26 protein-coding genes and 1 pseudogene are annotated in these 23000 nt (G+C 62.4%); 6 read left to right on the forward strand and 21 right to left on the reverse strand.

Annotation, left to right across the window (positions count from 1 at the left end):
- Positions 1-38 precede the first annotated feature (38 nt).
- The 16 genes from ABD919_RS15270 to ABD919_RS15345 all read right to left on the reverse strand — a co-directional run bounded on the left by ABD919_RS15270 (position 39) and on the right by ABD919_RS15345 (position 10633).
- Positions 39-188 (reverse strand): hypothetical protein, encoded by a 150-nt coding sequence (locus tag ABD919_RS15270; RefSeq protein WP_345236896.1) that lies wholly within the window; start codon positions 186-188, stop codon positions 39-41.
- Positions 188-439 carry a hypothetical protein gene (locus ABD919_RS15275; RefSeq protein WP_345236897.1) on the reverse strand — a complete coding sequence of 84 codons (252 nt, stop codon included), beginning with the start codon at positions 437-439 and terminating at the stop codon, positions 188-190. The genes ABD919_RS15270 and ABD919_RS15275 overlap by 1 nt, the downstream gene beginning before the upstream one ends.
- Before the next feature lie 66 nt (positions 440-505).
- The gene (locus tag ABD919_RS15280) at positions 506-916 is read right to left on the reverse strand and encodes a hypothetical protein (protein WP_345236898.1); all 411 of its coding nucleotides are present in this window, start codon (positions 914-916) and stop codon (positions 506-508) included.
- 24 nt (positions 917-940) lie between these two features.
- Positions 941-1420, reverse strand: coding sequence for a hypothetical protein (locus ABD919_RS15285; protein ID WP_345236899.1), 480 nt, complete (start codon positions 1418-1420; stop codon positions 941-943).
- Positions 1413-1925, reverse strand: coding sequence for a hypothetical protein (locus ABD919_RS15290; protein ID WP_345236900.1), 513 nt, complete (start codon positions 1923-1925; stop codon positions 1413-1415). The genes ABD919_RS15285 and ABD919_RS15290 overlap by 8 nt, the downstream gene beginning before the upstream one ends.
- A 22-nt stretch (positions 1926-1947) precedes the next feature.
- Complete coding sequence (locus ABD919_RS15295) at positions 1948-2160, reverse strand: hypothetical protein (protein ID WP_345236901.1); 213 nt, start codon at positions 2158-2160, stop codon at positions 1948-1950.
- On the reverse strand, positions 2160-3620 hold the full coding sequence (gene dnaB / locus ABD919_RS15300; RefSeq protein WP_345236902.1) for a replicative DNA helicase: 1461 nt from the start codon (positions 3618-3620) through the stop codon (positions 2160-2162). Before dnaB ends, ABD919_RS15295 begins: the two co-directional genes overlap by 1 nt.
- Positions 3620-4645: a hypothetical protein gene (locus ABD919_RS15305; protein WP_345236903.1), complete on the reverse strand. Its 1026-nt coding sequence runs from the start codon at positions 4643-4645 to the stop codon at positions 3620-3622. Before ABD919_RS15305 ends, dnaB begins: the two co-directional genes overlap by 1 nt.
- Entirely contained in the window at positions 4642-5670 is a 1029-nt protein-coding gene (locus ABD919_RS15310; protein WP_345236904.1) for a 3'-5' exonuclease, read from the reverse strand. Before ABD919_RS15310 ends, ABD919_RS15305 begins: the two co-directional genes overlap by 4 nt.
- A complete protein-coding gene (locus tag ABD919_RS15315; protein ID WP_345236905.1) occupies positions 5670-8099 on the reverse strand; it encodes a ParB/RepB/Spo0J family partition protein in 2430 nt (809 codons plus the stop codon). The genes ABD919_RS15310 and ABD919_RS15315 overlap by 1 nt, the downstream gene beginning before the upstream one ends.
- Positions 8100-8147: 48 nt before the next feature.
- Positions 8148-8615 carry a hypothetical protein gene (locus ABD919_RS15320; protein ID WP_345236906.1) on the reverse strand — a complete coding sequence of 156 codons (468 nt, stop codon included), beginning with the start codon at positions 8613-8615 and terminating at the stop codon, positions 8148-8150.
- Between the two features lies 1 nt (position 8616).
- The gene (locus tag ABD919_RS15325) at positions 8617-9420 is read right to left on the reverse strand and encodes a hypothetical protein (protein ID WP_345236907.1); all 804 of its coding nucleotides are present in this window, start codon (positions 9418-9420) and stop codon (positions 8617-8619) included.
- A gap of 77 nt (positions 9421-9497) precedes the next feature.
- Positions 9498-9650: a hypothetical protein gene (locus ABD919_RS15330; protein WP_345236908.1), complete on the reverse strand. Its 153-nt coding sequence runs from the start codon at positions 9648-9650 to the stop codon at positions 9498-9500.
- Positions 9647-9952 carry a hypothetical protein gene (locus ABD919_RS15335; protein ID WP_345236909.1) on the reverse strand — a complete coding sequence of 102 codons (306 nt, stop codon included), beginning with the start codon at positions 9950-9952 and terminating at the stop codon, positions 9647-9649. The genes ABD919_RS15330 and ABD919_RS15335 overlap by 4 nt, the downstream gene beginning before the upstream one ends.
- Before the next feature lie 106 nt (positions 9953-10058).
- Positions 10059-10418 (reverse strand): helix-turn-helix domain-containing protein, encoded by a 360-nt coding sequence (locus ABD919_RS15340; RefSeq protein ID WP_345236910.1) that lies wholly within the window; start codon positions 10416-10418, stop codon positions 10059-10061.
- Positions 10418-10633, reverse strand: coding sequence for a hypothetical protein (locus ABD919_RS15345; protein ID WP_345236911.1), 216 nt, complete (start codon positions 10631-10633; stop codon positions 10418-10420). Before ABD919_RS15345 ends, ABD919_RS15340 begins: the two co-directional genes overlap by 1 nt.
- A 169-nt stretch (positions 10634-10802) precedes the next feature.
- Here ABD919_RS15345 and ABD919_RS24005 point away from each other — a divergent pair.
- From ABD919_RS24005 to ABD919_RS15355, 3 genes and pseudogenes are all read left to right on the forward strand, one after another.
- A pseudogene (locus ABD919_RS24005) lies at positions 10803-10964 on the forward strand (helix-turn-helix domain-containing protein); the annotation flags it as partial.
- 9 nt (positions 10965-10973) lie between these two features.
- Positions 10974-11489, forward strand: a complete 516-nt coding sequence (locus ABD919_RS15350) for a S24 family peptidase (protein ID WP_345236912.1) — start codon at positions 10974-10976, stop codon at positions 11487-11489.
- Positions 11490-11491: 2 nt separating this feature from the next.
- A complete protein-coding gene (locus tag ABD919_RS15355; protein WP_345236913.1) occupies positions 11492-12838 on the forward strand; it encodes a phage integrase SAM-like domain-containing protein in 1347 nt (448 codons plus the stop codon).
- 563 nt (positions 12839-13401) lie between these two features.
- Here ABD919_RS15355 and ABD919_RS15360 read toward each other — a convergent pair.
- Complete coding sequence (locus tag ABD919_RS15360) at positions 13402-14193, reverse strand: M57 family metalloprotease (RefSeq protein WP_345236914.1); 792 nt, start codon at positions 14191-14193, stop codon at positions 13402-13404.
- A 1554-nt stretch (positions 14194-15747) separates the two neighbouring features.
- Here ABD919_RS15360 and ABD919_RS15365 point away from each other — a divergent pair.
- Positions 15748-17124, forward strand: a complete 1377-nt coding sequence (locus ABD919_RS15365; protein WP_345236915.1) for a DUF3370 family protein — start codon at positions 15748-15750, stop codon at positions 17122-17124.
- Between the two features lie 349 nt (positions 17125-17473).
- Here ABD919_RS15365 and ABD919_RS15370 read toward each other — a convergent pair whose 3' ends face one another.
- Positions 17474-18493 carry a YeiH family protein gene (locus ABD919_RS15370; protein ID WP_345236916.1) on the reverse strand — a complete coding sequence of 340 codons (1020 nt, stop codon included), beginning with the start codon at positions 18491-18493 and terminating at the stop codon, positions 17474-17476.
- 86 nt (positions 18494-18579) lie between these two features.
- On the reverse strand, positions 18580-19485 hold the full coding sequence (locus ABD919_RS15375) for a LysR substrate-binding domain-containing protein (protein ID WP_345236917.1): 906 nt from the start codon (positions 19483-19485) through the stop codon (positions 18580-18582).
- 146 nt (positions 19486-19631) lie between these two features.
- On the opposite strand from ABD919_RS15375, the gene ABD919_RS15380 reads away from it, so the two are divergent.
- Both ABD919_RS15380 and ABD919_RS15385 read left to right on the forward strand, forming a co-directional pair.
- Positions 19632-20606: a TIGR03885 family FMN-dependent LLM class oxidoreductase gene (locus tag ABD919_RS15380; protein ID WP_345236918.1), complete on the forward strand. Its 975-nt coding sequence runs from the start codon at positions 19632-19634 to the stop codon at positions 20604-20606.
- Positions 20607-20700: 94 nt separating this feature from the next.
- Positions 20701-21219 (forward strand): rhodanese-like domain-containing protein, encoded by a 519-nt coding sequence (locus ABD919_RS15385; RefSeq protein WP_345236919.1) that lies wholly within the window; start codon positions 20701-20703, stop codon positions 21217-21219.
- Between the two features lie 45 nt (positions 21220-21264).
- On the opposite strand, the gene ABD919_RS15390 is transcribed toward ABD919_RS15385, so the two are convergent.
- Positions 21265-21891, reverse strand: coding sequence for a DUF6134 family protein (locus ABD919_RS15390; RefSeq protein ID WP_345236920.1), 627 nt, complete (start codon positions 21889-21891; stop codon positions 21265-21267).
- A 54-nt stretch (positions 21892-21945) separates the two neighbouring features.
- Positions 21946-22914 carry an arsenosugar biosynthesis arsenite methyltransferase ArsM gene (gene arsM, locus ABD919_RS15395; protein ID WP_345236921.1) on the reverse strand — a complete coding sequence of 323 codons (969 nt, stop codon included), beginning with the start codon at positions 22912-22914 and terminating at the stop codon, positions 21946-21948.
- Positions 22915-23000 lie beyond the last annotated feature (86 nt).

Below are 23000 nucleotides of genomic sequence, written 5' to 3' on the forward strand. Positions count from 1 at the left end.
AGTGGGGGCATTTGCGGCGTCGGATGCCGCCCGGTGACTTAGCCGTAAGGCTTGGCTTTTAATTCTTCTTTGAGAAAGTCGAGCAGCTGCTGCAGTTGCTCGGCCGGCAGGTCGATGACCACGCGCCGGCGACTCGGGTCGAGCTGGGCCGGCGCGTGGTGGTACCGGGCGGGTTTGGGCGGGGTCATCAATCGGCAAACACCTCGTAGCCCTGCGCGTCGTAGCACTGCCCGTCCAGAAAATCTCCGTACTCCGGGATGAGCATGAGGACGGTATTCTCGTGTTGAAAATCGGGGTCGATGGCTTCGATTGTATGGACAGGTTCAACACCGTGGGCGACTTCGCGAACAACGTGCAAGTGCCCAGCCGGGGGCGTTCCGTAGTGGGATAGAATGTTGAGCACGTACTCTTGGCGGGCTTGTTCTTGGGCGGGTGACATGGGCTTAGGGTTGTAAAATTTTTGGTTGAAGAAAGAATTGGTGTGGAGGCGTAGGCCGCTCATGGGCTAGTAGGGCCGGTCGTAGTTGCCGTCATGCTCCTCCTCCTCGTCATAGGAGCGGGCCGGGGCCGGGGCCGGGGCGGGTAAGCCCAGGGCCTGGCGCATCGTCGTTTGCTGGGCCAGGGTGTAGCCGTAGGCCGGGATGCCGCTGACGGCCGTCTTCTGCAGGTTGCCAGCTACCACGCGGGCCACGGCTTCCGGTACCGGGGTAAGCGAAAACAGCGCCGTGGGGCTGAGCAGGCGGGTGAAGGCGGGCAGTTGCTCCGAGGCGGGTACATCGACCTGCACCAGCTGGGCGCCGGCTACCAGGGCGGTGGAGACTTTGCCGGCGAGGCGTTCGTGGCCCATGATTTCAAGAATGGCCCACTGCTCGGTTACAGTGGTTTCGGGGTTGGTGGTGTGGGTTTCTGGTTGCATGAGATGGTTGATGGTAAAGGGTTGTTAGTTGGAGGCGTGGGAAGAGATGGTGCACAGGCAGCGGCTGGGGCGCTCATTGCAGCGGGGGCAGGCCGGCGGGAACACCTGCACCACCGGGGCCTCGGCAAGCTGAATGCCGGCCAGCAGCCGGTCGATGGTTTCCAGGTTGATACAATGCGGGGCACTACCCGAAGCCAGCTGCCTTATCTGGGTGACGGCCCGCATGACGTTCACCAGCTGCTGCTCCACCTGCTTCGTATGAGCATCGGCCTGCTCAGCCTCCAGCTTCAGGTCGTTGATGAGGTCAGCCCCGTACTGCCGGCGCTCCTCAAGTCGCCGGGCGTATTCAACCAGCTCGGGAATGGCCCACGAGGCATAAGCGGCCAGGTTGGCCTCGGCAACTTGCCGGTCGCTGGGGCTGCCGGTACCAGTCGATACCTGGTAATCTTCGCACTCTTGCAGTGCTGCGGCTAGTTGTTTTTCGGAAAAAGTGGTATTACTCATGGCAGCCATTGCAAACGGTGAAGAATCGGCCGCACCGGTGGCAGTTGCCGGCGGCATCGTAGTACTCGCTAAATGCCGGCTTATCCGTGAACCGCTGCGCCAGCTTCTGAGCACCCCTGACGTACTGCTGCGCTTCGTTTTCCAGCCGGTTATTCTCCGCCTGCAGGCGCGCCACCTCTTCGAGCAGCTCATCGACGAAAACGCCGGCGTTGGCAATGAACACCGCATCAGGGCGGCGGGAGGTTAGGGTCCAGCCGGCATGATGCTTCCTGCCCGGGTGCGGCTCGGCATCTTCGTGAATGCCTGAAACCAGCCAGTGATTTTGCGCATCAATCATTCGGATAGTTGCGCCACCGAATCCCCAGCGGGTAGCATCTAAGACGGTTGAGTGATTCGCGCTAAGCAGGCTCACAGAGTTCGACCGAGGACGAATATCCCAATACCAGCGGCCGGGAGTGCTGGCAGCGCGGCAGGCCGTGATTTCAGCCCGACGCTCCTCGGTCATGGGGGTAATTGTTGTAGTTAGGTTAGCCATGGGTAAGGGTGCCCACGCGGGGCTTATGGGGTTGGGAAATGGTGGAGGGGCGCAGGCCGCGGCGCGTCATCTCCTCGAGGAGCAAGTCATAGCCGGGGCCGCGGCGGATTTCGAAGTAGGCCTGCAGGCACGCCAGCTCCTCCGGGCTGGACTCGCGCAGCATTTTGATGACGGAGGCCTTCATGTGGTCGGAGTAGGCTTCCATCAGAACGGCAGGTCGTTGTCGGGTTCATCAAACTTGGAAGCCGGCAGCGCCCCCAACTGGGTCGGGCCCACCTGCAGGCTGGCGTACTCGGCATCGGCGCTGCCCAGGTCGAAAAACCGCCCGTTGTGCATGGTGCAGCCGGTGATGACTTCGCCCTGCGCGCCGCTGCGGTGCTTGGCCAGGTCGTAGAGGATGGTGTTGGCAGTGGATGCGCCGTCGCTGTACTCGGTGATGTCGTAGTACTCGCCCCGCCAGAGGAAGATGATAAGGTCGGCATCCTGCTCGATGCTGCCCGATTCGCGCAGGTCGCTGAGCTTGGGGCGGTGCTCCCCTCCCCTTTTCTCCACGTCGCGGCTCAGCTGGGCCAAGGCGATGACGGGCACGTTCAGCTCCTTGGCCATCTCTTTGAGGCCGCGGCTGATGCTGCCGATTTCCTGCTCGCGGCTGCCCTTGGCCTCGCCCTTCATCAGCTGGATGTAGTCCACCAGCACCAGGGCAATGTCGTGCTCGGCCTTGAGGCGGGCGGCTTTGGCCCGCAGCTGGGCAATGTGCAGGCCCGGGGTGTCGTCGATGAGCAGCTTGTCGGTGCGCAGGCGCTCGGCCAGCGTGCGCAACCGGCCGACTTCCTCGGCCCCGCCCCGCAGCTTGCCGTGCCGCAGCTCGGCATTGGTGTACTCGCCGGTTTCGCTGGCAATCATGCGGGTGATGAGCTGCTCGGTCGGCATCTCCATCGAAAAGATGGCCACGGCCTTGCCGTGGTCGAGGGCGGCCGTGCGGGCGTGGTGCAGCATGGCCGCCGTTTTGCCCATGCCGGGCCGCGCGGCCATAATCACCAGGTCGGAGTCCTGCCAGCCGCCGGTGGCGGTGTTCAGCTCCCGGATGCCGGTCGGGATGCCGGTCAGGCCTGGGTTTTCGACGGCAGCCAGCAGCTGGGCAAACACGGCATCGTAGACGCCGGCGGCCGATTGCACCGGCCGGCCCTCCACACTACGGTGCACGTTGTTGAGGCCCAGCTGCGCCTCGCTCAGCAGGTCGAGCGGGTCGGCCGCCTCGTCGTAGCCGTGCTGGCTCAGGCGCAGGCCTAGGTTGATGACCGTGCGGCGCAGGTAGTACTGCTGCACAATGCGGCAGTGCGTTTCCAGGTTGGCCGACGAGTTCACGCGCAGCGTCAGGCCGGCCACGTAGGCGGCCCCGCCGACGCGCTCGAGTACGCCCAGTTCGCGCAGCTGGGCCACGACGGTCAGGCTGTCGATGGCTTTGCCGGCGCTGGCCAGGGCCCGCATGGCGCGGAAAATGTGCTGATGCGCCAGGTCGTAGAAGGCCTTTTCGTCTTGAAAGGTGGCCAGCACGGTGCGGGTGGCCCGCTCCTCGAGCATGGCCGCGCCGAGCACGGCCTTTTCCAGCTCGGCGGCATGGGGTGGGACGTGGCCCACGGTATTGGGTTTGGTGGCAGTGGCCATTACTTCCAGGTCTGTTTGCGGTTGGAGGGGGCGGCAGAGGACTTCTCAGCCGAAGGGGCGGGCCCAAACGAGGGCTTGGTTTTGGCCGCGGTCTGGGCCTCTTCGAGCTGGGCCACCCAGCTGCCTTCGTGCAGCAGGGCGCTGTTGGTGTAGCCCAGGCCTTCACTGCCCAGGATTTTGTCGATGCCGTGGCGCTGGAAGCCGCGTATTTCCCGGAAGGCCTTGTAGGCGGCAAACTGTTCGCGCACTTCGTCGAGCCGGCCTTGGGCGGCCAGGGTGCGGGTGAAGGTGGCGAACTGGGCCCACCGCCGGGCGTCCTTGCCCTCCCGGATGTGCCAGTACTCGGCCATCTCAGCGGCCAGGGCCCGGCTCTCCGGCGTGCCCGGCTCCAGGCAGAGGGCCACCGCTGCCGGCGCGGCCGGGGAAGGGGGCGCCGCAACGGGGTTGGGGGCAGTAACTGAACTTTGAGAAAGGGAAGAAAAATTTTCGCCCGCCCGCGAATTTGTTTGGTTTGTATTTCCCTTATCTATTAAGTTCTTATTTATGCTTGCCAAATTGGCAATAGGCTCTTGCCCATTTGGCAACAGGCTCTTGCCATCCTGGCTATAACCTCTTGCCAGATTGGCAATAGGCTCTTGCCAATCTGGCAAGAGGTCGGCCGCCAGATGCGCAACTGGTTTGCCGTCGAATGAGGGCGTAAGCAGTCGCTTGTGTTTGCGATTTTGCTTGGTGTCCCGATACAGCACCTGGGCCACTTCCAGCTCCTTCATTGCGCGGCCAACACTGCGCTTGGAGAGTCGGAGCCGGTCAACGAAGTAGTCGTCTTCGGCCCAGACCTGGCCTTTGCATTTGTAGAGGTTGAGCACCTCGGCCAGCACGAGCCGAGCATCCCAACCTACGGAGAGGTTGAGAATCCATTCGGGAATAAAGAGGTCGTGCGAGGTGACAGACATACGAGGGGCAGAAGCGGGTGCAGTGCCGCCGGCGGTGGCGGCCATTAGGGCGGGGGCATGGGCAGCTCTCATGCGGCTTCGAATAGCAGGCCAGGGCCGGCCACGGTGGATTTTCCTTTGCCGGGCTTGGGCGCGCCGTGCAGGTCGCCCTTGGTCACTGGCTGCTGCTGGTGCAGGTGGCGCAGCACCTGGTAGCACATCTCGACATCGCGCTTGGCCCGGTGGGCGCCGCGGGCTTTGATGTGGAAATGATGGCATAGCTCGCTCAGGCCACACTTCTGGCCCTTGGGCAGGCGCTTGCGGGCCAGGGCCAGCGTGCAGAGCCAGGGGTTGGGCAGCTCGGAGGTAGCGCCCTGCCGGGCCCGGGCGGCCTCCAATACCCGGCGGTCGGCCGAGATGTTGTGGCACACCAGCAGCGAGTCGCCGGCCAGCTTCTTAAACTGCTGCAGCACCTGCTTCTCGGGCGTGGCGTTGTAGACGTGCAGGCCGGTAATGCCCGTGAGCTGGGTGACGGCCGAGTACACCTGGCCCCGGAACTGCACGAAGCTGACGTACTCGCCCACGGGCTGCCAGGCCTCGTAGCGGATGGCCGCCAGCTCCAGCAGGTCGGAACCCTGGAATTCCAGGTCGATGACGGTGAAGGTGTCGAGCAGCTGCCCGGCCACGGGCTGGGGCTGCTCGTCGACTACCAGGGCCGGAGCCGGTACTGGAGCCGGCTGGCGGTCGGCAGCACCGGCCTCCTCGCTGGCGTGCTCGTGCCGCTTCATACCGTCGCGCAGCAGCCGCAGGGCTTCTTTCTCCTTGCGCTCCTGTTCCCGCTTCTTCTTCGCGTAGGCCAGGTACCGCTCTTCGGCGGCTTCGTAGACGGCGGCGGTGCTGGGCTGGGCCTGCACCGGTACCGGCAGCGGGGCCGCGGTGGACATGTAGAGCAGGCCGTCCTCGTATTCATTGACCGAGAGCAGCAGGCCCGTCGCGCCATCGAGGCGGAAGTACTCCCGCTTCCAGGTGCAGGCGCGTTTTTTGGCGGTGGCATCGTCCTGCCCACGACTCAGGTTGGTCGTGAGCAGGAAGTACGCCGAGGGAGGGGGCGTTGCCATTACTTGGTCCCTCCCTTCTTTCCGTTGCGATAGGTCGAGTAGTACCGCTCCTCAACCATCTTTTCCGCCACGTGCTCGACACCGGCCATGCCTTGGTAATCGGCTGGCAGCACCTTGAGCAGGTGCAGCTGCTGGTTACCCGGCTCGGTGGCATCCAACCCGTCGCGGAATTTGAGGTCAAAAAAGAGCAGGAACTTGTCGCCCAGGCGGGGCATGGCCTGCAACTGCCGGCGCAGGTAATCGCGGTGGTGCGAAGCCGTGTAGCCCCCTTCGTCGTCTTTGCGCAGGCTGTTGTCCAGGTCTTTCTCGGTGGGCTCCTGCCAGCCGTACTGCTTCACCAGGTACGCAACCGTGCCTTTGGTGGTGCAGCTGCGGCCCCACAGCAGGGCGCTTTCGAGAAAGTCGTTGAGCAGCGCATGGGCCACGGGGGCACCGCCGGCCTCGAGTCCAGTATCCTCCAAATCCGACGCAAAGGCATCGCGCAGCCGTTCGGCCAACAACTCGTTTACCTGGCGCTTCAGGCGGTTCTTGCGAATATTGGCCTCGCGCTCGGCTTTGAGTCGTGCCTTCTCGGCTTCGGGATTATCTGCTGCCTGTTTAGCATAATCGTAAGGCTTACCCCACACCACCAGGCCGGCTTTGGAGCCGTCGAGGTGCACGGCCTGCACGACGTTTTTGGCCTTCTCGCCCTGCTCGTGAAACTCGTAGGTGCGGAAGGCGCCGCGTGCTTGGCGCACTTTTTCGTCGCAGGCCAGCAGCAGCGGGGCTTTACCAAGCTCCTGGGTCAGCCGGGCAATGTGGCGCTCGGTGATGGCTTCCACCTTGCTGGCGTAGCATTTGGCATCGAGGCATTGGTCTTTGGCGGCGAATGCCGGCTCGTCAAACAGCTGCTGATGGGCGCCGCTGCGCTTGGGGCACGTCATGCAGGACCCTGCCACGGGGCAGAGGGTCGCGTCCTCGGTCGGAAACGGGGCTTGGGCCAACTGCCGCAGCACATTGCGGCGGATGATGTCAATCAGCCGGCCGGCATCATACACAACGTTATCTCCCCCGTACCAACTTTCGCTCATGCGCTTGGCCTCGACCTGCACATGCGCCGGGAGGCGGGCCAATTCGTGAGCGGCTACCAGCGGCAACCGCTCTTCCTCCAAGGCCTTCAACCAGACGGGAGCCAGGGCAGCCAGCTTCGCCCGTTGCAGCACGAACTTCACCGGCTTGCCGACCTTCAGCGCAATTTCCTCGGCGGTGAAATCCTTGCCGAGCAGTTCAGCAAAGGCCTGCGCTTCATCGGCAGGTCGAACATCCACGCGCTGCAGGTTCTCCAGCAGCTGCACTTCCAGGAAGGAACGGTCGTCCATGTTGTGCCGCACGGTGGCTGGAATCTCGTCAAGGCCTGCCAGCTTCGCCGCCCGGTACCGACGTTCGCCGGCCACTAGCTCGTAGTGGTGAATGCTGCCAACGGGCCGGGCAAGGTTCGGCCGCACAACGATGGGCTGAATTACGCCCTGGGCCTTGATGCTCTCCGCCAGTTCCTGCAGGGCGGCCTCGTCGAACACCTTGCGCGTGTTGCGGGTAACGGTAATGGTTGACAACGGAATATTGCGCAGCTCGGCCGAGGGCGTGGCCACCGCAGCAGCTTCCTGCTGGGCTGCCGGCGCTTCCTCCTTGACATCGGCAGGTACAGCTAGGCGACCGGTCGGCGTCAGATAGTAGGTGCCTGGGCCTTCATTTACCATTCCAGCAGCCTTTAGCTCGGCAATAGCTACGTCAGCTGTGCGCAGGTTGCCAGTCGGGCATTCGCCCCCTACGGCATCGAGAATGCTGAGCACATTCAAGGCATGGGCTGACAGGACGGGTGCTGCATATTCGGAAGCAACGCCCCCCTTTGGCTCGGGTTGCGGCAAGGAATGCTCGGACAGAGCGGGAACTCCTTGCTTTTCCAGGTAGCACGGCAGAATGCGCGTCGTCGCCTCGGTGGCCAGCACGAGGATTTCCACACTTTTGGAATCCGCATCGTAGTTGCCTAATACGTTGGCCAGCTTGCCCGACAGGCGGCTGCTTACATCGGGCAACACTTTCACCAAGTCGCCTTCGCCCAGCGCCTGGCCGGTGCTGTCGAGCCAGGCAACGGGCCGGGCGACAAACTCCAGGCTGCGGGTCAGGAAGCCTGAACGGCGCTCCTCTTTCTCCGTCGAGCCAAAGTCAACCGTGGCCATGGCCGCGTTGTCGCCGGGGCGGTGAATCTCAACGATGCTGCCGGTCTGACCGGTGTAGAGGCTGGTCGGGTGCAGCACCCGCACCAGGTCGCCTTTTGCCAGGGGGTGGCTGTTGGCATCGAGGGGACCCGTTGCCATAGTGGCCGGCTGCTGGGCAGCGGCCTTGTGGGTTTTGGGTTTAGAAACAGGTTCGGTGGTGATGGTCTTAGCCATGTTTTTAAGGGGGAAAAGGCCCCGCCCTACCGGCGGGGCCGGTTGGGATTAATGCTGGTATTCGGGGCTGGTGGCCAGCTCCTGGGTGCGGGCCTGCAGGGCGAAGCGCAGTTGCTCGGCCAGCCAGGGCAGCTCATACTCGGTGTGGCGCCGGGCAAAGGCCCGCACGTCATCGCGCTCGGCTTTGTCCTCGATTTCATCCAGCAGCTCGGCGAACTGTGCCCAGGGCATGCGCGGCAGCCCGTTCGGGGTTTCGTCGCTGGGCTCCGGCGGGCTGGGCTTGGTAGCCCGGGCCTTGTTGCGGGCACCGCGCAGGGCCCAGATTTTCTTCCGGCGCTCGTCGAGGCTCATGCCCGGCACCAGGGCCTCCGTCGCTGCCATCCGGTTGGGGTAGTGGTACACCAGCAACGGGTTGCGCAGCCACCAGAGCAGGCAGTAGGTCGGGTCGGACACGAAGCATTTCGGAATGAGGTCGGTTGGCTTGGCAACCCGGGCCGAAGAGGGAGCCGTGTTCACCTTAGGCAGCGCTGGGAGTGCCGTTCTCCCGCTCGTCAATGGCTTTGCGCAGCTTGGTAATAGCCTGCGCCGCCCGCTCCTCGTCCAGTTTGCTGATGTTGAGCAGCATTTTCGTCTTCTCGCCCCGCGTAATCACCGGGTTGTTGAGCAGCCGGATGATTTCCTCTTTCTGTGCCGACGTGGCGTACTTCACGGCCGGCGCTTTGGCAGCTTCAGCCTCAGCAGGAACTACCTGCATGGCGGGCACTGCCGCTGCTACTGCAACAGCCGGGGCCGGGGCCGCAGCGGGCATGTTGGTGTTGTAGTCCATCTCCTCGGCCGGGGTAGGCTCGTAGCCGGCGGCACGGATAATCCAGGCCAGGATGTTGCGGTAGGCTTTGCCGATGGCCCGTGTCTGGGCCATGCTCATGATGGCAAATTCCTGGTAGAACTTCTTGCCGCTCTCCTTATTCGAGCAGACGGCGAAGCCAGCGCCTACGGTGTGCTGGGAGCGCATGTCCCACAGCGTTACCTTGGCCTGGTACTTCAGCTCCTGGTCGTTGCCGACGTTGATGACGTGCTCGACCACGGGCACAATGCCCAGGCGGGAGCCGGCGTATTGCCACCCTTCCACGTTGACAAACTCTTTGCCCTGCACCGTGGTGCTGAGCTTGTTGTCCTTGATGAACTTGGCGAGGTCTTTGGCCAGGTCCAGCGTCTCATTCGAGCGGCTGATGTCGTAGCTCTCGACTTTCTGCTTCACCGGAGCGGGAGCCTTCGAATCGGTTGCGGTGGTCTTGGTGGGTTTATTCGTGGCGGTTGCCATACCTTTGTGATGATTAAGGGGTTTGACTTCGGTTGAACTCTGCCCGCCGTGGTGTGAACACGGCGGGCTTTTTTATGCTAGTGGAGGTAGGGAAGGGCTGCTAGCAGCAGCAGGCAGGCCAGCGCGTAAGCCGTTTCGGCGCGCTCGGCGGGCTTTTTCTCGGCTACTGAGGCAGCCTTCGCGGGCAGCTCGGAGAGCTTGCAGCGCAGGGAGCAGGCGGGCACTTTCATAGCCGGGCAGCGTTGGCGTAGCTCGCGCAGGGGTTGGCAGCGAGCCAGGCGGTACATGCATTCACCCACGCGCCGAAATTGTCGGTCGGGGTGCCCGGGGTTTTGGTGGCCGGCGCCGGAAAGAGTTGCAGCTCGAAGCCCAGGGCGAAGCCGCAGGCGTAGATGCAGATGAGGGCTTGCCCATAGCCGGCCTGTTTGGCGGCATCTTCCAGCACGGCATGGGCCGCCTGGATGCCGTTTTCGATGTCGAAGAGGCCTTCCTGCGCAGCAGGTTGTACCTGGAGGGATTGTCCTTTTGCCATGTGTGAAATGGAGTGAGGGTGAATGATTAAGGGAGTTGAAAGGAGCAGTTGGAGAGAAGCCAGAACAGCAGGGTCAGGCCCAGGCCTCGGCGGAGCAGGCGGCGCATCAGGCGGCGAGCTTGCGGCGGCTGCCGAGAAATTCCAGGATATCTTCCTCCGTCACCAGGTACTTATTGCCCAGCCGCTTATGGCGCAGGCCCCCGTCGCGCACGGGCAGCGCCAGGTACTTATAGAGCGTATCCACGCTGTGGCCCGTAATGCGCATCCAGAGCCGGTCATCGTAGTCGAGCCCGGGCGTGGGCTTGGTGCCCATGTGGTAGGTGCGGCCCAGCACTTCGGCCTCGGCTTTTGCATCGGCAAACCGGCAGGCCGCAGCTGTGAGTAGCTGCAACTCTGCCTCGGAGGAAAGCGAGACGTTCAGCACTTGCCCGAAGTCGAGTTGGAGGGAGATGGCTGCGCGTTCCATTAGGCAGAGGGCTGAAGGGAGGCCAGCGACTGCGCAGCTTCAAGGCTGCCCGATTCCTTGGCCATCCTTAATGCCTCGATTACTACCCGGTTACCGGGACGGCCTGCAGCAAGTGCATCACTGACGGCCTGGCGGGATATACCCAGTTTTTTGGCAATGCTGGAGATGCCCCCATAGGGGAGCAGCTTTGCCAATTCTGTTTTTTTTGCTTGCATGTCGAGTTACTTTACTTACATTTGGCTTGTCATTTACTTGACATTCCAAAGGTACGCAAGTTTGTTCAGCATTGTCAAGCTTACTCAACACAAAAAAGTAACATTTGCTGATTTTCCTAGCAAATTAAAATTAAATGCAAGTTTAATGACACTTTCGGCCGACTTTGCTATGAAACTGGAATCTCTACGGAAGGAAAAAAACCTCAACCAGACGCAGCTTGCAGAGCTGATTGGAGTGAGTAGAGCCGCTGTTTCACTTTATGAGAACGGGAAGAACATCCCCTCTTATAAGGTGCTTAAAAAACTTGCAGAGGCGCTTGACACGGACGTTGACACTCTTATGGGTAAAGGGGGCGGCGAACAGGAAAAACCCAAAATCACCAATACCGCTATTCCACTCGGCCCAGCAGTGCCCCAGATGTACGCCCACCTGCGGTTCGTGCCCATAGTCGCCCGCGCCACCTTTGCCGAGATGGGCGACTCCCCGAATCCGGATGAGTTCGATACCATCGCGGTGCCGATTCAGCCTAATGATGACCTGCAGCGCCTGGAGAAGTGCTGGGTGTTCGAAGTCAATGGTGACAGCATGGAGCCCACCGTGCACCATGGCCAGCGCATCATCGCCGAGCCGGTCAACGAAGGTGACTGGGAGTACCAGTCCGACCGCGTGTATGTGGTGAGCTACGCCGGCTACCTGGTGGTGAAGCGGATTAAGACCAATCACCTGCGCACCAAGCACTACCTGGAGCTGTGGAGCGACAATGAAAAGAAGGGCGGCATGAAGGTGGCCCAGCGCGGCGAAATCAAAGGCATCTGGAAAGTGCTGCGCCTGGACCGGGCGCCGGAAATCTACTAGCCATGCCCGGGTTTACCTTTCGCCAACTCACCAGCCGGCCGCTGGCCGACGGCCGGTGCCGGGTGCTGCTCGACGTGACCTGGGGCCAGCAGCGGGTGAAGCTGGCCACCGGCGTGCGCTGCCTGCCCGCCCACTTCAACCCCGATGCCAAGCCCGGCCGGTGGGTGAGCAAAGACCTGAACAGCTCCGACCTCAACGGCAAGCTGGCCGACCTGCTGTCCAGCGCCCTCGACGTGTTCAAACTGGCCGACGCGCTGGGCCAGGACGTGGCCCCCGAGCAACTCACAGCCCTTACCCTGCCAGCCAAACGCAAGGCCGCGGCGGTTGCGCCCGTGGCCGCCCCTGCCCCGCGCACCTTTGCCCAGTTGTACGAGCAATGGCAGGCCGAGCACCCGCACTCGACGAAGGATGCGTTGCGCCGCTACAAGCAAGTCGTCGAGCACCTGGCCCGCTACAACCCGCACCTGACCCTGGCCCAGCTCACCCGGGCCGAGTTTCTGAAGTACATCGGCTACCTGCAGGGCAAGGGCCTGGCCGATACGACCGTGGTGCAGCACGTGCGCTTCCTGCGCATCTGCCACCGCATCAGCGAGCAGCACATTCCGTCGTGGATGACGATGCGCGTACGCTTTGGCCGGGCGGCCACCCTGCGCCCGGAAGAGCTCGACGCTATCCGCACCCTCGACCTGAACCCACGCACCCAGGGCTACCTCATCCGGGAGCGAGAGCGGCTGCTGTTTCAAACACAGATGCTCATCCGCGACTCCGACCTGCGCCGCATCCAGCCCCACCACGTCACCACCGAGCACCTGCCCGGGCGGGGCCCGGTGCAGCTGCTGGCCTTTCACCAGAAAAAAACCGGCGACCAGGTACGGTTCCCGCTGCCCCCACTCGCCGCCAGCATCTGGCAGGCCTGGCAAGGCAAGGTGCCCGTCATCGCGCAGCAGAACCGCAACCAGTACCTCAAGGAGCTGGCGCAGCTGGCCGGCCTCGACCGCACGTTCCTACGGGTGCGCTTCAAAAAGGGCGAGCCGGTCGAGGAGCCCCGGCCCCTGTGGCAGGTCATCACCACGCACACGCCGCGGCACACCGGCGCCGAGCTGGTGTTGCTGGGTTCGGGCGGTGACCAGAATTTAAAGGAGGTCGCGCTGGGCCACTTGGCCGGCGCGAGCGTCTACGGCTACGACCGGGTAGAACGCTACGGCCCGCTGCTGCTCGATGCCTGGGCGCAAGTGGGTGCAATGGCCGAAAATGCACCCAGCCCCGCCCCTGCCCCAGCGGGCCAGAGCGGAGCCTGCACGCCCAAACCCGTCGAGATTCGCCCCGCCTTGGTGCGTTTTGCCGCCTGATTCCGGTACAGCCGGAAAAGTGCGACACCCTGCATCTCCACAGAAAAGCCCTTCCCGGTATCGGGAAGGGCTTTTTCGTTTTACGGGGCACTTTGCCGGACGACAATCATTACTGGATAATGAGCCGAAGACGAGCCGCGCTTTTCCACGCTTATGTACCGCCAGTCTCCGGCCGCTGCCAACAAGGTTTGAACTAGGCGCCTTGCACGAGAGCAAGCTCAGCAGGTCGAACTTCTGACCATATACCCGCTTATGGGCGAGCATTAGGAAGAAACAAGACGCCTTGCACAGGTGCAACCAGCATACGACCTGCTATATGTGATACGCCCTGCTTGCTACGTCACTGCTTCGGCCCCACCTGAGTAGCGAAGGAACCGAAGCAGAACTCCTCACCTGTCCGCTTGGTGCGGTAGCAGGGTACTGCAGTGCCGCCGGGCTCCAATTTGGGAGCCATGCCAGCACCAAGTACTCAGTTAAAAGCAAGAAGAAGAAACGCGCTTTCTGCAATCCGAAAGTCAGCCAGCCAAGCTCTTGCTTATCACTACTTACTTCTGACTACTGACTTAGTACATCTGTCTCAATGCTATTTTGTCGTTGCCGGTAAAGGGCCGGTCGCCGCCGTCCATGCAGGCCAGCATCCAGGACTTGGCATCCGAGCCCGTGGGCGTGCCGGGGATGTGCAGGGCGCCTTCCCAGCCGCCGCGTTCGCCGGGCCCGCTGCCGCAGCTCTGGCGCGTGGCGTAGTCGGTGTGCCGGAAGCCGATGCAATGCCCTATCTCGTGCGCGATAACCGTTGCCGCGTAATTCACGCTGTTGATGTTGCCCAGCGAAGCCGGGTTTATTTTGATGACGCCGCCCGGGTTGCCCCAGCTCGGGAAGCTCGCGACGGCGCCCGTCTCGCTCCACTTGTACACCTTAATCATGCCCCCCGACGTGACGCGCCGGAACGTAACGCGCAGGTTTTCGGCATTGTAGCGGCGCACCGCTTCGTCGAGCCCGCGCTGATAGGAGGCGGGGAAGTTGGCCACGTCCATGCTGATGGTTATCTGGCGGGGCAACCCGGTAACCAGGGCGTTGGTGCGGTAGTGCTCCTCTTCGCCCACCCGCAGTTTTATTCCGTCCGGTGCGGCCATTAAGTCCTCCGGCGTCAGAAAAATATCGTTTTCCACTACGTAGCCGCCTTCGGTACGCCGTAAATCGACAGTACTGTAGCCCAGTGCTTTAATCTGGGCGCGAACCGCGTCGCTGATGGGCTCCGGCGTGGAAGGCTCCACTTGTTTTTTCTGGCAAGAAGCGATGAAGAGGGCTGTTGCGGCCAGAAGGCAGCAGGCTGCCGATTTGAGGGGGGTAGGCATGATGGTATTAGGAAAGGAGGTTGAAAAAGTGGTAACTGAAAATCAAAATGGTCCAGGGACTTGGAAACCTACTTTGTGCATCACTGCCAATAGGCCACCGGGCTAGGCTAGGTGCAGCAGGCGAGGCGCAATCGCCGCGGTGCATCGACTCCCAGAAGCGTAGGTGCTATTATTTAAATCACTTTCAGGCAAAGCTACCCGTTGGTAATTCACAAATACATGGCTGGAAAGTCCAATTTGGACCAACGACCTGAAAAGCGCGGCAAACGACGTGCGGAGTGATTCTAACAACATGCCACCTCCCACGGCATCCAGTATCTTTCTTCGCTTGCAAGTAGAACCAACTAGGCGGCGCTGCGTGAGCTGCACACTCGGACCAGCAGTAGCAGTGGGGGCAGAGAGTGCTCCGACGCGGCGCTTTGAATTTAAAAACGAGCTGCTCTAGAACGAGGCTGCCAGCCGGCATAGCCTCGGTGACTACAACGGCGAAGGTCCGCTGTCAGAACAATTTTGTCGTTGGTCCTTCTGCCGGCGTCGTTGGTCCAAGTGAGCAGAGGGGGCGCTAGGTAAGTAGCGGATACGCAAGGACCTTTGCAGCATCATTCAATTATTTACTGGTCGCCCGATGAAAAAGCCGTCTGCGCTGGTCTACCTGCTAAGCGCTTGGAATCCCTTGGCATGAGCCTCTGGTTTGCGCATGCTTGTCAATAGTAAGCTTATGAATCGTCCGGCGGCCACGTCTTTAACCCTCCCGCTAGTTCTGCTGCCCTATCCTGCCCTGAGGCTTTTTCGGCTTGATTACGTGCTGCCTGAGGCCGGCAGCATGTAGGTATAAGTGCGCGACCTGCTGGGCCACGCGCAGCCTTCCCTCCGGGCTGCTACCCAATCAGCTGGCGCCCGTTGTCGCTGCTTGAGTTAATCAGCTTGCCAGCGAGTACTCATGTGGTAAGGCTTTTCCAGAACACAAGCCGGTGCGCACCCACATAGACCTGAAAGTCAAGTAGTTTTTTTTTAAACGCTCCTGGCCTTTAAAACATAAGACGTGGACGTGTACAGGCGGCGCCACCTGTTGCGTCAGATGGCTTTCGTTTCCGGCACTGTTCGCCGCTGCCAGTATAGGCCTTCATGAAGATTGTTCCCGTTGCCGGACCGGTTCGGCAGCTGACCATACTGTCCGACACGAGCGCCCTGCTCCGGGTAAGCTACTGCTTATCCGAGCCTGCCACGACCGAAGTGGTGCTATGCAATCTGCTGGGTTGGGTATGGCATACGGCACGGCCTGCGGTGCTGCAATCTGCTGAAAACTACAGCTTTACTTACAACACCAGCTCGCTCAGACTTCCCGCCGACACTTACCTTCTGGCTTTTTACTGCAACGGCGTCCGCATAAAAACCCGGTCGGTGGTGACTGAGGAAATGAGCTGTGTGCCGGTGGGCGGCGAACCATCAACGCTTTCGCGCAACACGCAACCAAATAAACGTTTAACCAATTTTCAACCTAAAAAAATGCAGTTTTCTGTTATAGGGTCTCTATGTGCCCTAAGTGCTTTGCTATTGGCTGGCTGCGCGCCTTCCTTTGATGAAGTGGTACGGCCCCAGGGCGTGAGCTCCACCCAATATGCCCATGCGGGCCTGGCCTGGACCGGTGGCACCCTCAGCAGCAGCGCGATAGTGGCACCCGCCGACCTACGCAACCTGCCCGGGATGTACGACGTCATCGGTACCGGTGGCCTGGAGGGGCCACAGTTCTGGAAAAGCAACAACCCCGAGGCTATTACCGGCGAAGGCTGGATGATGACCAATGGCAATAATGCCCCGCAGCGCGGCGGCACGGCCACCCCCCTCTCGGGGCCGGTAGCGCTCTACCTCTCGCACCTCAATTACTCGGGGGAAGTCAGCAACACCGGGTCGCCGACCACTAGCCGCAATCTTTACATTCACATCATTGCCAGCAACCCCAGCCCCAACCCCATCACCATTACGGGCAAAGGCCGGATGTTCGCCAACAACAAATGGCGCTATAATGAGAGCGACCCGGCTGTGAAAAGCGCCTGGTACCTGTGCTCGCAAGCCTGGCTGAACGTGGACCTGAGCCAGATAAACGTTACCATTCAGCCCAACAAGGCGGTGGAGATTGCCAAGGTGCTGCTTCCGGCCAAGCCGGCTTACCAGCCGGCCTACGCCACCGAAGGCCGCTACGAGCTACTGGTGGACGGCGGCGGCGCCTTCTTCTCGTCGGTAGCTACCTCCGACGGCAGCCTGACCAAAGCCGTGACGTTTGCCACTGGTAGCAACGGGCAGCAGGCCCCAACCATCCACGATGAGCCGAGGATTATCCTGGACGAGTCGGGGGAGGCTTACGGCCGTGAAGCCGGCATTGCCTCCAACTCGGCGTATAACTCCGGGGATGTGAACGTGACGCTGCCGGCCACCACCAGCTACATGGGCCTGTGCTTCAACACCAACAACCGCAAGCCCATTGCCACGGGCTCCACCGTGTATTACCAGGACCAAAGCGCCCCCTACTCCATGCGGCTGCAGTCGTCGACCCGCACCTGGGCCGGATACGGCCACAAGTACAACGTCAAGCTGATTTTGCGCAACCCGAACGCGACTCAGAAAAACGTGCGCATTTCACTGGGTGCCAACCCCATCGGCTCCACCACCAGCTCCATACTGTTTGATTCGCCGGTGCAGACGTTCCTCAACGGGAACTATGCGACTACCTCGCAGCTGCACCAGGTAACGCTCTACAACAGCGAATACACCCCCAGGGGCAGCAGCACCCCCAGCCCCCTGGGACCGCAGCGGAAAAACCTGCGCACCGTGACAGTACCCGGCAACGGCATGGTAACGGTTGACCTGGTCTGCTACATCCCAGGCCTGGGCTTTGGCGCCGGCCTGCAGCTGGACCTGGAGTCGGGCATCTAACTTTCGTAGCGCTGCGTCGGGCGCCGGAGAGCAAGCGCCACTCACGGCATATTTACCACATTGCATGCAAAGCCCGGCCGACTATGGCCGGTTTTTTTGCGTTGGGCTACCACCGGGCTTTCCCCACCTCAGGCGGCTTGCGGCGAGCCAGCGCCGGGGGCAGCCGGAATCACTGGCCCGTAGCGGCTGTACGTTTTGGCGGAAGCCTGCACTCCGGCTTTGCTCGTTGAATGGAGAACTTGCTGAAATGCTCGTCGAACCTGCTTACCCGCGGACTGAAAGTTCGCGCTACGATACAGCGACTCCGTAACTGCTCCATGCAGTCGGAGCAGCCCAGGCGGCAAGCTATTTACAAGGCCTGCCGGATAACCAGCAGCGAAACCGTGGAAATCACCACCCACAGCAGCAGTCCCAGCAGAAAAGGGCGGGCGCCTACCGTTTTGATGGCCTGCATCGACAGCCCCGCGCCAATTAGGAACAGCGTAACCGTGAGGCCTACTTTGGCCAGTCGCACCAGCACCGGGCCCACGGCCTGAGCACCTGGCAGGTAGGTGTTAATCAGCATGGCGGCCACAAAGCCCAGGATGAAGTAGGGAATCTTCACCTTCACGTCTTTCTGGCGAAACAGCACGGCCGTACCAAACGCCACGGGAATAATCCAGAGGGCGCGGGCCAGCTTCACGGTGGTGGCTACCTGCAGGGCCTGGTCGCCGTAGGCGGCGGCGGCACCCACCACCGAGCTGGTGTCGTGTATAGCAATGGCGCACCAGAGGCCAAACTGCTGCTGGCTGAGCTGCAGCCAGTGCCCCAGGGGCGGAAAGGCAAACAGGGCCACAGCGTTGAGCACGAACACCGTGCCCAGGGCCACCGACATTTCCTCGTCTTTGGCGCCGAGCACCGGCCCCACCGCCGCAATGGCGCTGCCCCCACAAATAGCGGTGCCGCTGGAAATCAGGTGGGTGAGGCGCGGCTGCAGGCCCAGCCAGCGGCCCACCAGAAAGCCCAGCAGCAGGGTACCGGCAATAGAGGCTACTGTGAACAGAAAGCCCTGGGAGCCGGCCTGCACAGCGGCCTGGGCATTCATGCCAAAGCCCAGCCCGATAACCGAGTACTGCAGCAGCTTGGCCGTGGCGGCCTTAGTGCGCGCGGGGAAGGGGTTGCCTACGGTTTGCGCCAGCACCAGGCCCAGCGCCAGCGCCAGGGGCGGCGAGGCCCAGGGCGTGAGACAAAACAGGAGCAAGAGGCAAAACAGGACCTGCGGCAGCCGGCTCCGGCGCGGCTCCCCCGAGCCCTGACCTGCTACCTCCGGCTTGGTTACCGGAGCAGAAGCCGGTGGCGCGGCAGTTACAAAAGCAAGGGGAGGGTGCATGGAGCCGGCAGGTTAATTCCAGCTCAAAATTACGAGGCCCGCTTGCCAAAGGGTTATTCAAAAAACTGATTGCAAATAACCGAAAGTTATATCGGCGGGTTCAGCTCGGCCTGTACGAAGCTTAGAAAGCGCTGAGCTGGCCGGGACAAAGGTTGGCCCTGCACCCAAACGGCCTCAAACTGCCGGGCCAGGTGCAGGCCGGTGATGGGCACTATTTCCAGGCGCCCGGCCGTCAGCTCGCGGTCCAGGGCCCGCCGCGAGACAAAGCCGAGGGCGCCCGGCGCTGCCGCCAGGTAGCCTTTGATGGCTTCGGTGTTGTCGAAATAAAAAGCCACCTGCAGTGTAGAAAGCTTGATTTTCAGCTCGCGCAGGGCAAACTCCAGCACTTCCAGCGTGCCCGAGCCCCGTTCGCGCAGCACCAGCGGGTGGGCCAGGGCCTCGTCCAGCGACAGGGGAGCGGGGCCGGCGGCCGTCGCGGCCCGCACGGCTACCAGCTTGTCGGGCAGCAGCAGCTCGTAGTGCAGGTCGCGGGAGCGCGAGCGGCCTTCCACGAAGCCCAGGTCGAGGTCGCCGCGCAGCAGGGCTTCGGCGATGTGCTCGGAGTTGGCGTTACGCAGGGTGAGGGCCACGTTGGGGAAGCGCTGCTGAAAAACGGGCAGAATACGCGGCAGCACGTACTGATTCAGGGTGGTGCTGGCGCCCAGGCGCAGGCGGCCGGCGGTTTCCTGGGGGTCGCGCAGGGCCTGCAGCTGCTCGTCGAGCTGCTGGGCGGCGCTGGCCACGGCGGCGGCATGGGCCTGCAGCAGGTGCCCGGCCTCGGTGAGGGCCACACGGTTGCCCTGGCGCACCAGCAGGCGCAGGCCGTACTGCTTTTCCAGCTCGTGAATGTGCTTGGTAACAGCCGGCTGGGAGATAAACAGCTCCTGAGCCGCCCGGGTAAAGCTCAGGTGCCGGGCCACGGCCCCGAATACGCGCAAACGAAAGTCGGACATAGGCGCAAAGTACGGCCGGCTCACCGGCAGCAGCTTTTCAGTAGCACCGAAGTAAGCAGAACAGTCGCCTTTTTGTGCGCCGCTTGCTAATCCCATGGCCAGGGGCCGCGTAGAAGACTTCACCCCAAACCGTCTTCTTTTCATAGATGCTCAAAATTGGCTACCACTGCTCGCACGAGCAGTTTGCGCCCAGCACCCTGCTCGGCTATGCCCAGCTGGCCGACAAGGCCGGCTTCACCGCGGGCACTTCGTCCGACCATTTTCATCCCTGGAGCGAGCGGCAGGGCGAGTCGGGCTTTGCCTGGGCCTGGCTGGGGGCGGCCCTGCAGGCTACTTCCCTCAGCTTCGGGGTGGTGAACGCGCCGGGGCAGCGCTACCACCCGGCCATCATTGCGCAGGCCGCGGCCACCCTGGCCGAGCTGTTTCCGGGGCGTTTCTGGCTGGCCCTGGGCTCGGGGCAGCAGATGAATGAGCACATCACCGGGCAGCGCTGGCCGGCCAAGGCCGAGCGCAACGCCCGCCTGAAAGAGTGCGTCGACGTCATCCGGGCGCTGTGGGCCGGCGAAACCGTCAGCCACCAGGGCCTGGTGACCGTGGACGAAGCCCGCCTTTACAGCTGCCCCCGGCAAACGCCTTTGCTGGTGGGCGCCGCCGTCACGGCCCCCACCGCCGGCTGGGTGGGCGGCTGGGCCGATGCGCTGATTACCATCTCCCAGCCCGCCGACAAGCTGCGGCAGGTGGTCGACGCTTTCCGGGCCGGGGGCGGCGAAGGCAAGCCCATGTTCCTGAAGGTGCAGCTCTCCTTCGCCGAAACGCAGGAAGCCGCCCGCGCCGGCGCCGTTGAGCAGTGGCGCAACAACATCTTCCCCAACCAGGTGCTGACCGAGCTGCGCATGCCCGCCGACTTCGACGCCGCTGGCGAGCTGGTTGACCTGGCTGAAGTGGAAAAGATGGTGCGCACCTCCGCCGACCCGCAGCAGCACCTGGCCTGGCTGCAGCAAGACCTGGAGCTGGGCTTCGAGCAGCTGCTGCTCCACAACGTGAACCGGGAACAGACGCGGTTTATCGAGGTGTTTGGCGAGCAGGTGCTGCCCGGGCTGTACGCAGGGGCAGGAGCTTAGCTTGTCCCGAAGCATGCTGCGGGGTTCTTCCTAAAAGGCCACACTGCTTTTCTTTACACCTCGCATTCTGTGTGCATCGAAGCCTTGCTTTCTTATGCCTACCCCCACCTCCTGGCTGGCCTCCCTCCTGCTGCTTGGCACCCTGGCCTGCCAGGGCCAGCAGCCCGAGGCCCCCAAAACGAGCAGCCCTTTGTTCAATACCATGCTGGGCAGCCTGCTGAAGGGCAGCGTGCCTTTTGTGAGCGTGCAGGGCCTGAAAGCCCAGCCGGCCCCGGTGCTGCTCGACGCGCGGGCCGCCCCGGAATACGCCGTCAGCCACCTGCGGGGTGCGCGCTGGGTGGGCTACGACGACTTCTCACTTAGCCGGGTGCAGGACCTGCCCCGCCATACGCCCATCGTGGTGTACTGCTCGGTGGGCTTCCGCAGCGAAAAAGTGGGCGAAAAGCTGCAGCAGGCGGGCTTTACCAATGTGCGCAACCTCTACGGCGGCTTGTTTGAGTGGGTAAACGAAGGCCAGCCCACCGTGGGGGCCAATGGCCACCCTACGGCCAAAGTGCACGCCTATTCCCGCACCTGGGGCGTATGGCTCAGGCGCGGCGAGAAGGTTTATTAATGAGTGGTGTTTACTGATTAATGGTCCGTTGAACGCCATTACTCATTAAGACTCGGGCAGCCAGCGGATGACGAAGTTTTTGAGGGGGTTCTTCTTGATGATGGTGACCAGCTGGCCGTTGGCGTAGCGGTACTCGTCTTCGCGGCCGTCGCGGCGGGCCAGGCAAACGCCGTTTTTCCCGGGGTGCAGGGTGAAGTAGTCGCCGAAGTACTCGGCGTAGGCTTTGGCATTGGCCCCCGGCCCGCCAAAGAACAGGTTGGTGACGGCAAAGGTGATGGGCTGGGTTTCGGTGGCCTTGTACTCGTGCTTGTACTGCCGGGCCACGATGTCGTAGTGCTTGCCTTTCCACTCGGCGCGGGAGGCAAAGTCGCCCTGGTTGGTGTGCGCGTCTACGGTGGAGAGCATAAGCTGCCCGTTGCGAAAGCGGTTTACCACGTGGTAATACACTTTCAGGCGGTAAACCAGGAAGTTCACCTGCACGTCGCTAACCAGGGAATACACCACGTCGGTGCCACCGGCCTGGGGCGTGCGGGTGGCCGTCATGGTGCCCACGCGCACACCCGCTACCTCAATGGCATAGCGCCGGGTTTCGGCAGCCGGCACGCTCCCCTGGGCCCGGGCAGGCGCAGTACTGAGGCAGAGCAGCGCGGCCACACCGGCAAGCATTTTCATGGCAGGCAATAAAAAACCGGCCCCGGAGCAGACTCCGGGGCCGGTACCTTAACGTTAGCAGCAGCCGCCACCGTCGTAGAAATAGGTGGAAGGCGACACGAAGATGTCGTTGCGGCCCAGGGCCAGCAGGGCATCGGCGGTTTTGTCGCACACGGCCAGGGGCTGGTTTTGCAGCAGCACGTGGCCCTTGTGGTCGTCGAACAGCTCCTCGCTGCCGTAGTAGATGGCGGTGCGGCCGGTGAAGATGCAGGGCCCGTCGGCCGGCATGGGGTCTTTGATGGCGCACACCTCCACGCTTTCAATGTAAATCAGCTCATCGGTGGCGTAGTGCTGGGGCGAGAGCACGCGGTAGGCCCGCTTGGCGCGCACTTCCACGGTGCCGAAGCCCACCTCGGTAATCATGTTCAGGTACTCCTGCAGGGGCAGGGAGCCGGTGAGGCAAAGGGCCCGCAGCCGCTCGTCGGCCCGCAGCTCCTCGGACATGGGCTGCTCGCAGGTGGGGTCCGACATCACGAGTCGGCCGTGGGGCCGCAGCACGCGGTAAGTTTCCTGCAGGGCCCGGCGCAGGTCGTCGGTTTTGAAGATGTTGAACAGGCAGTTCTGGGCGGCCACGTCCACGCTTTCATCTGCTACCGGCAGGTGCAGGGCATCGCCGGCCCGCAGGTCGATAAAGTCGCGGCTAAACCACTCGTTCTGGGCTTCGGCTTCTACCATGTTGTCGCGGGAAGCGTCGAGCATCTCCTCCACTACATCCACGCCGATAACGGCCCCGGGGCGGCGGCTGAAATAAGCAAACTGCAGCAGCTCCATGCCGCCGCCCACGCCTACGTACATCACGGTGGGGCTGTTGGTCAGGTCGCGCGGGTTCACGGTGCTGCCGCAGCCGTAGTTCATCTGCAGCATGCGCTTGGGAATGCTCAGGCCGGGCAGCTGCCATACGGGGTTGGTGGTGCAGCACAGCCCTACCTGGGGCTCCTGGGCCGCCTGGCGGTACACGTCGGCGGTGGTGTCGAGGTAACTCATTTATTAGAGCGGTTTCGGGGTTAGTGTACATGATTCAGCCTTACCTTCGGGCATGAAAGCGTATTCACAAGATTTGCGGGAACGAG

The organism is Hymenobacter saemangeumensis, assembly GCF_039541835.1.
GTDB lineage: Bacteria > Bacteroidota > Bacteroidia > Cytophagales > Hymenobacteraceae > Hymenobacter > Hymenobacter saemangeumensis.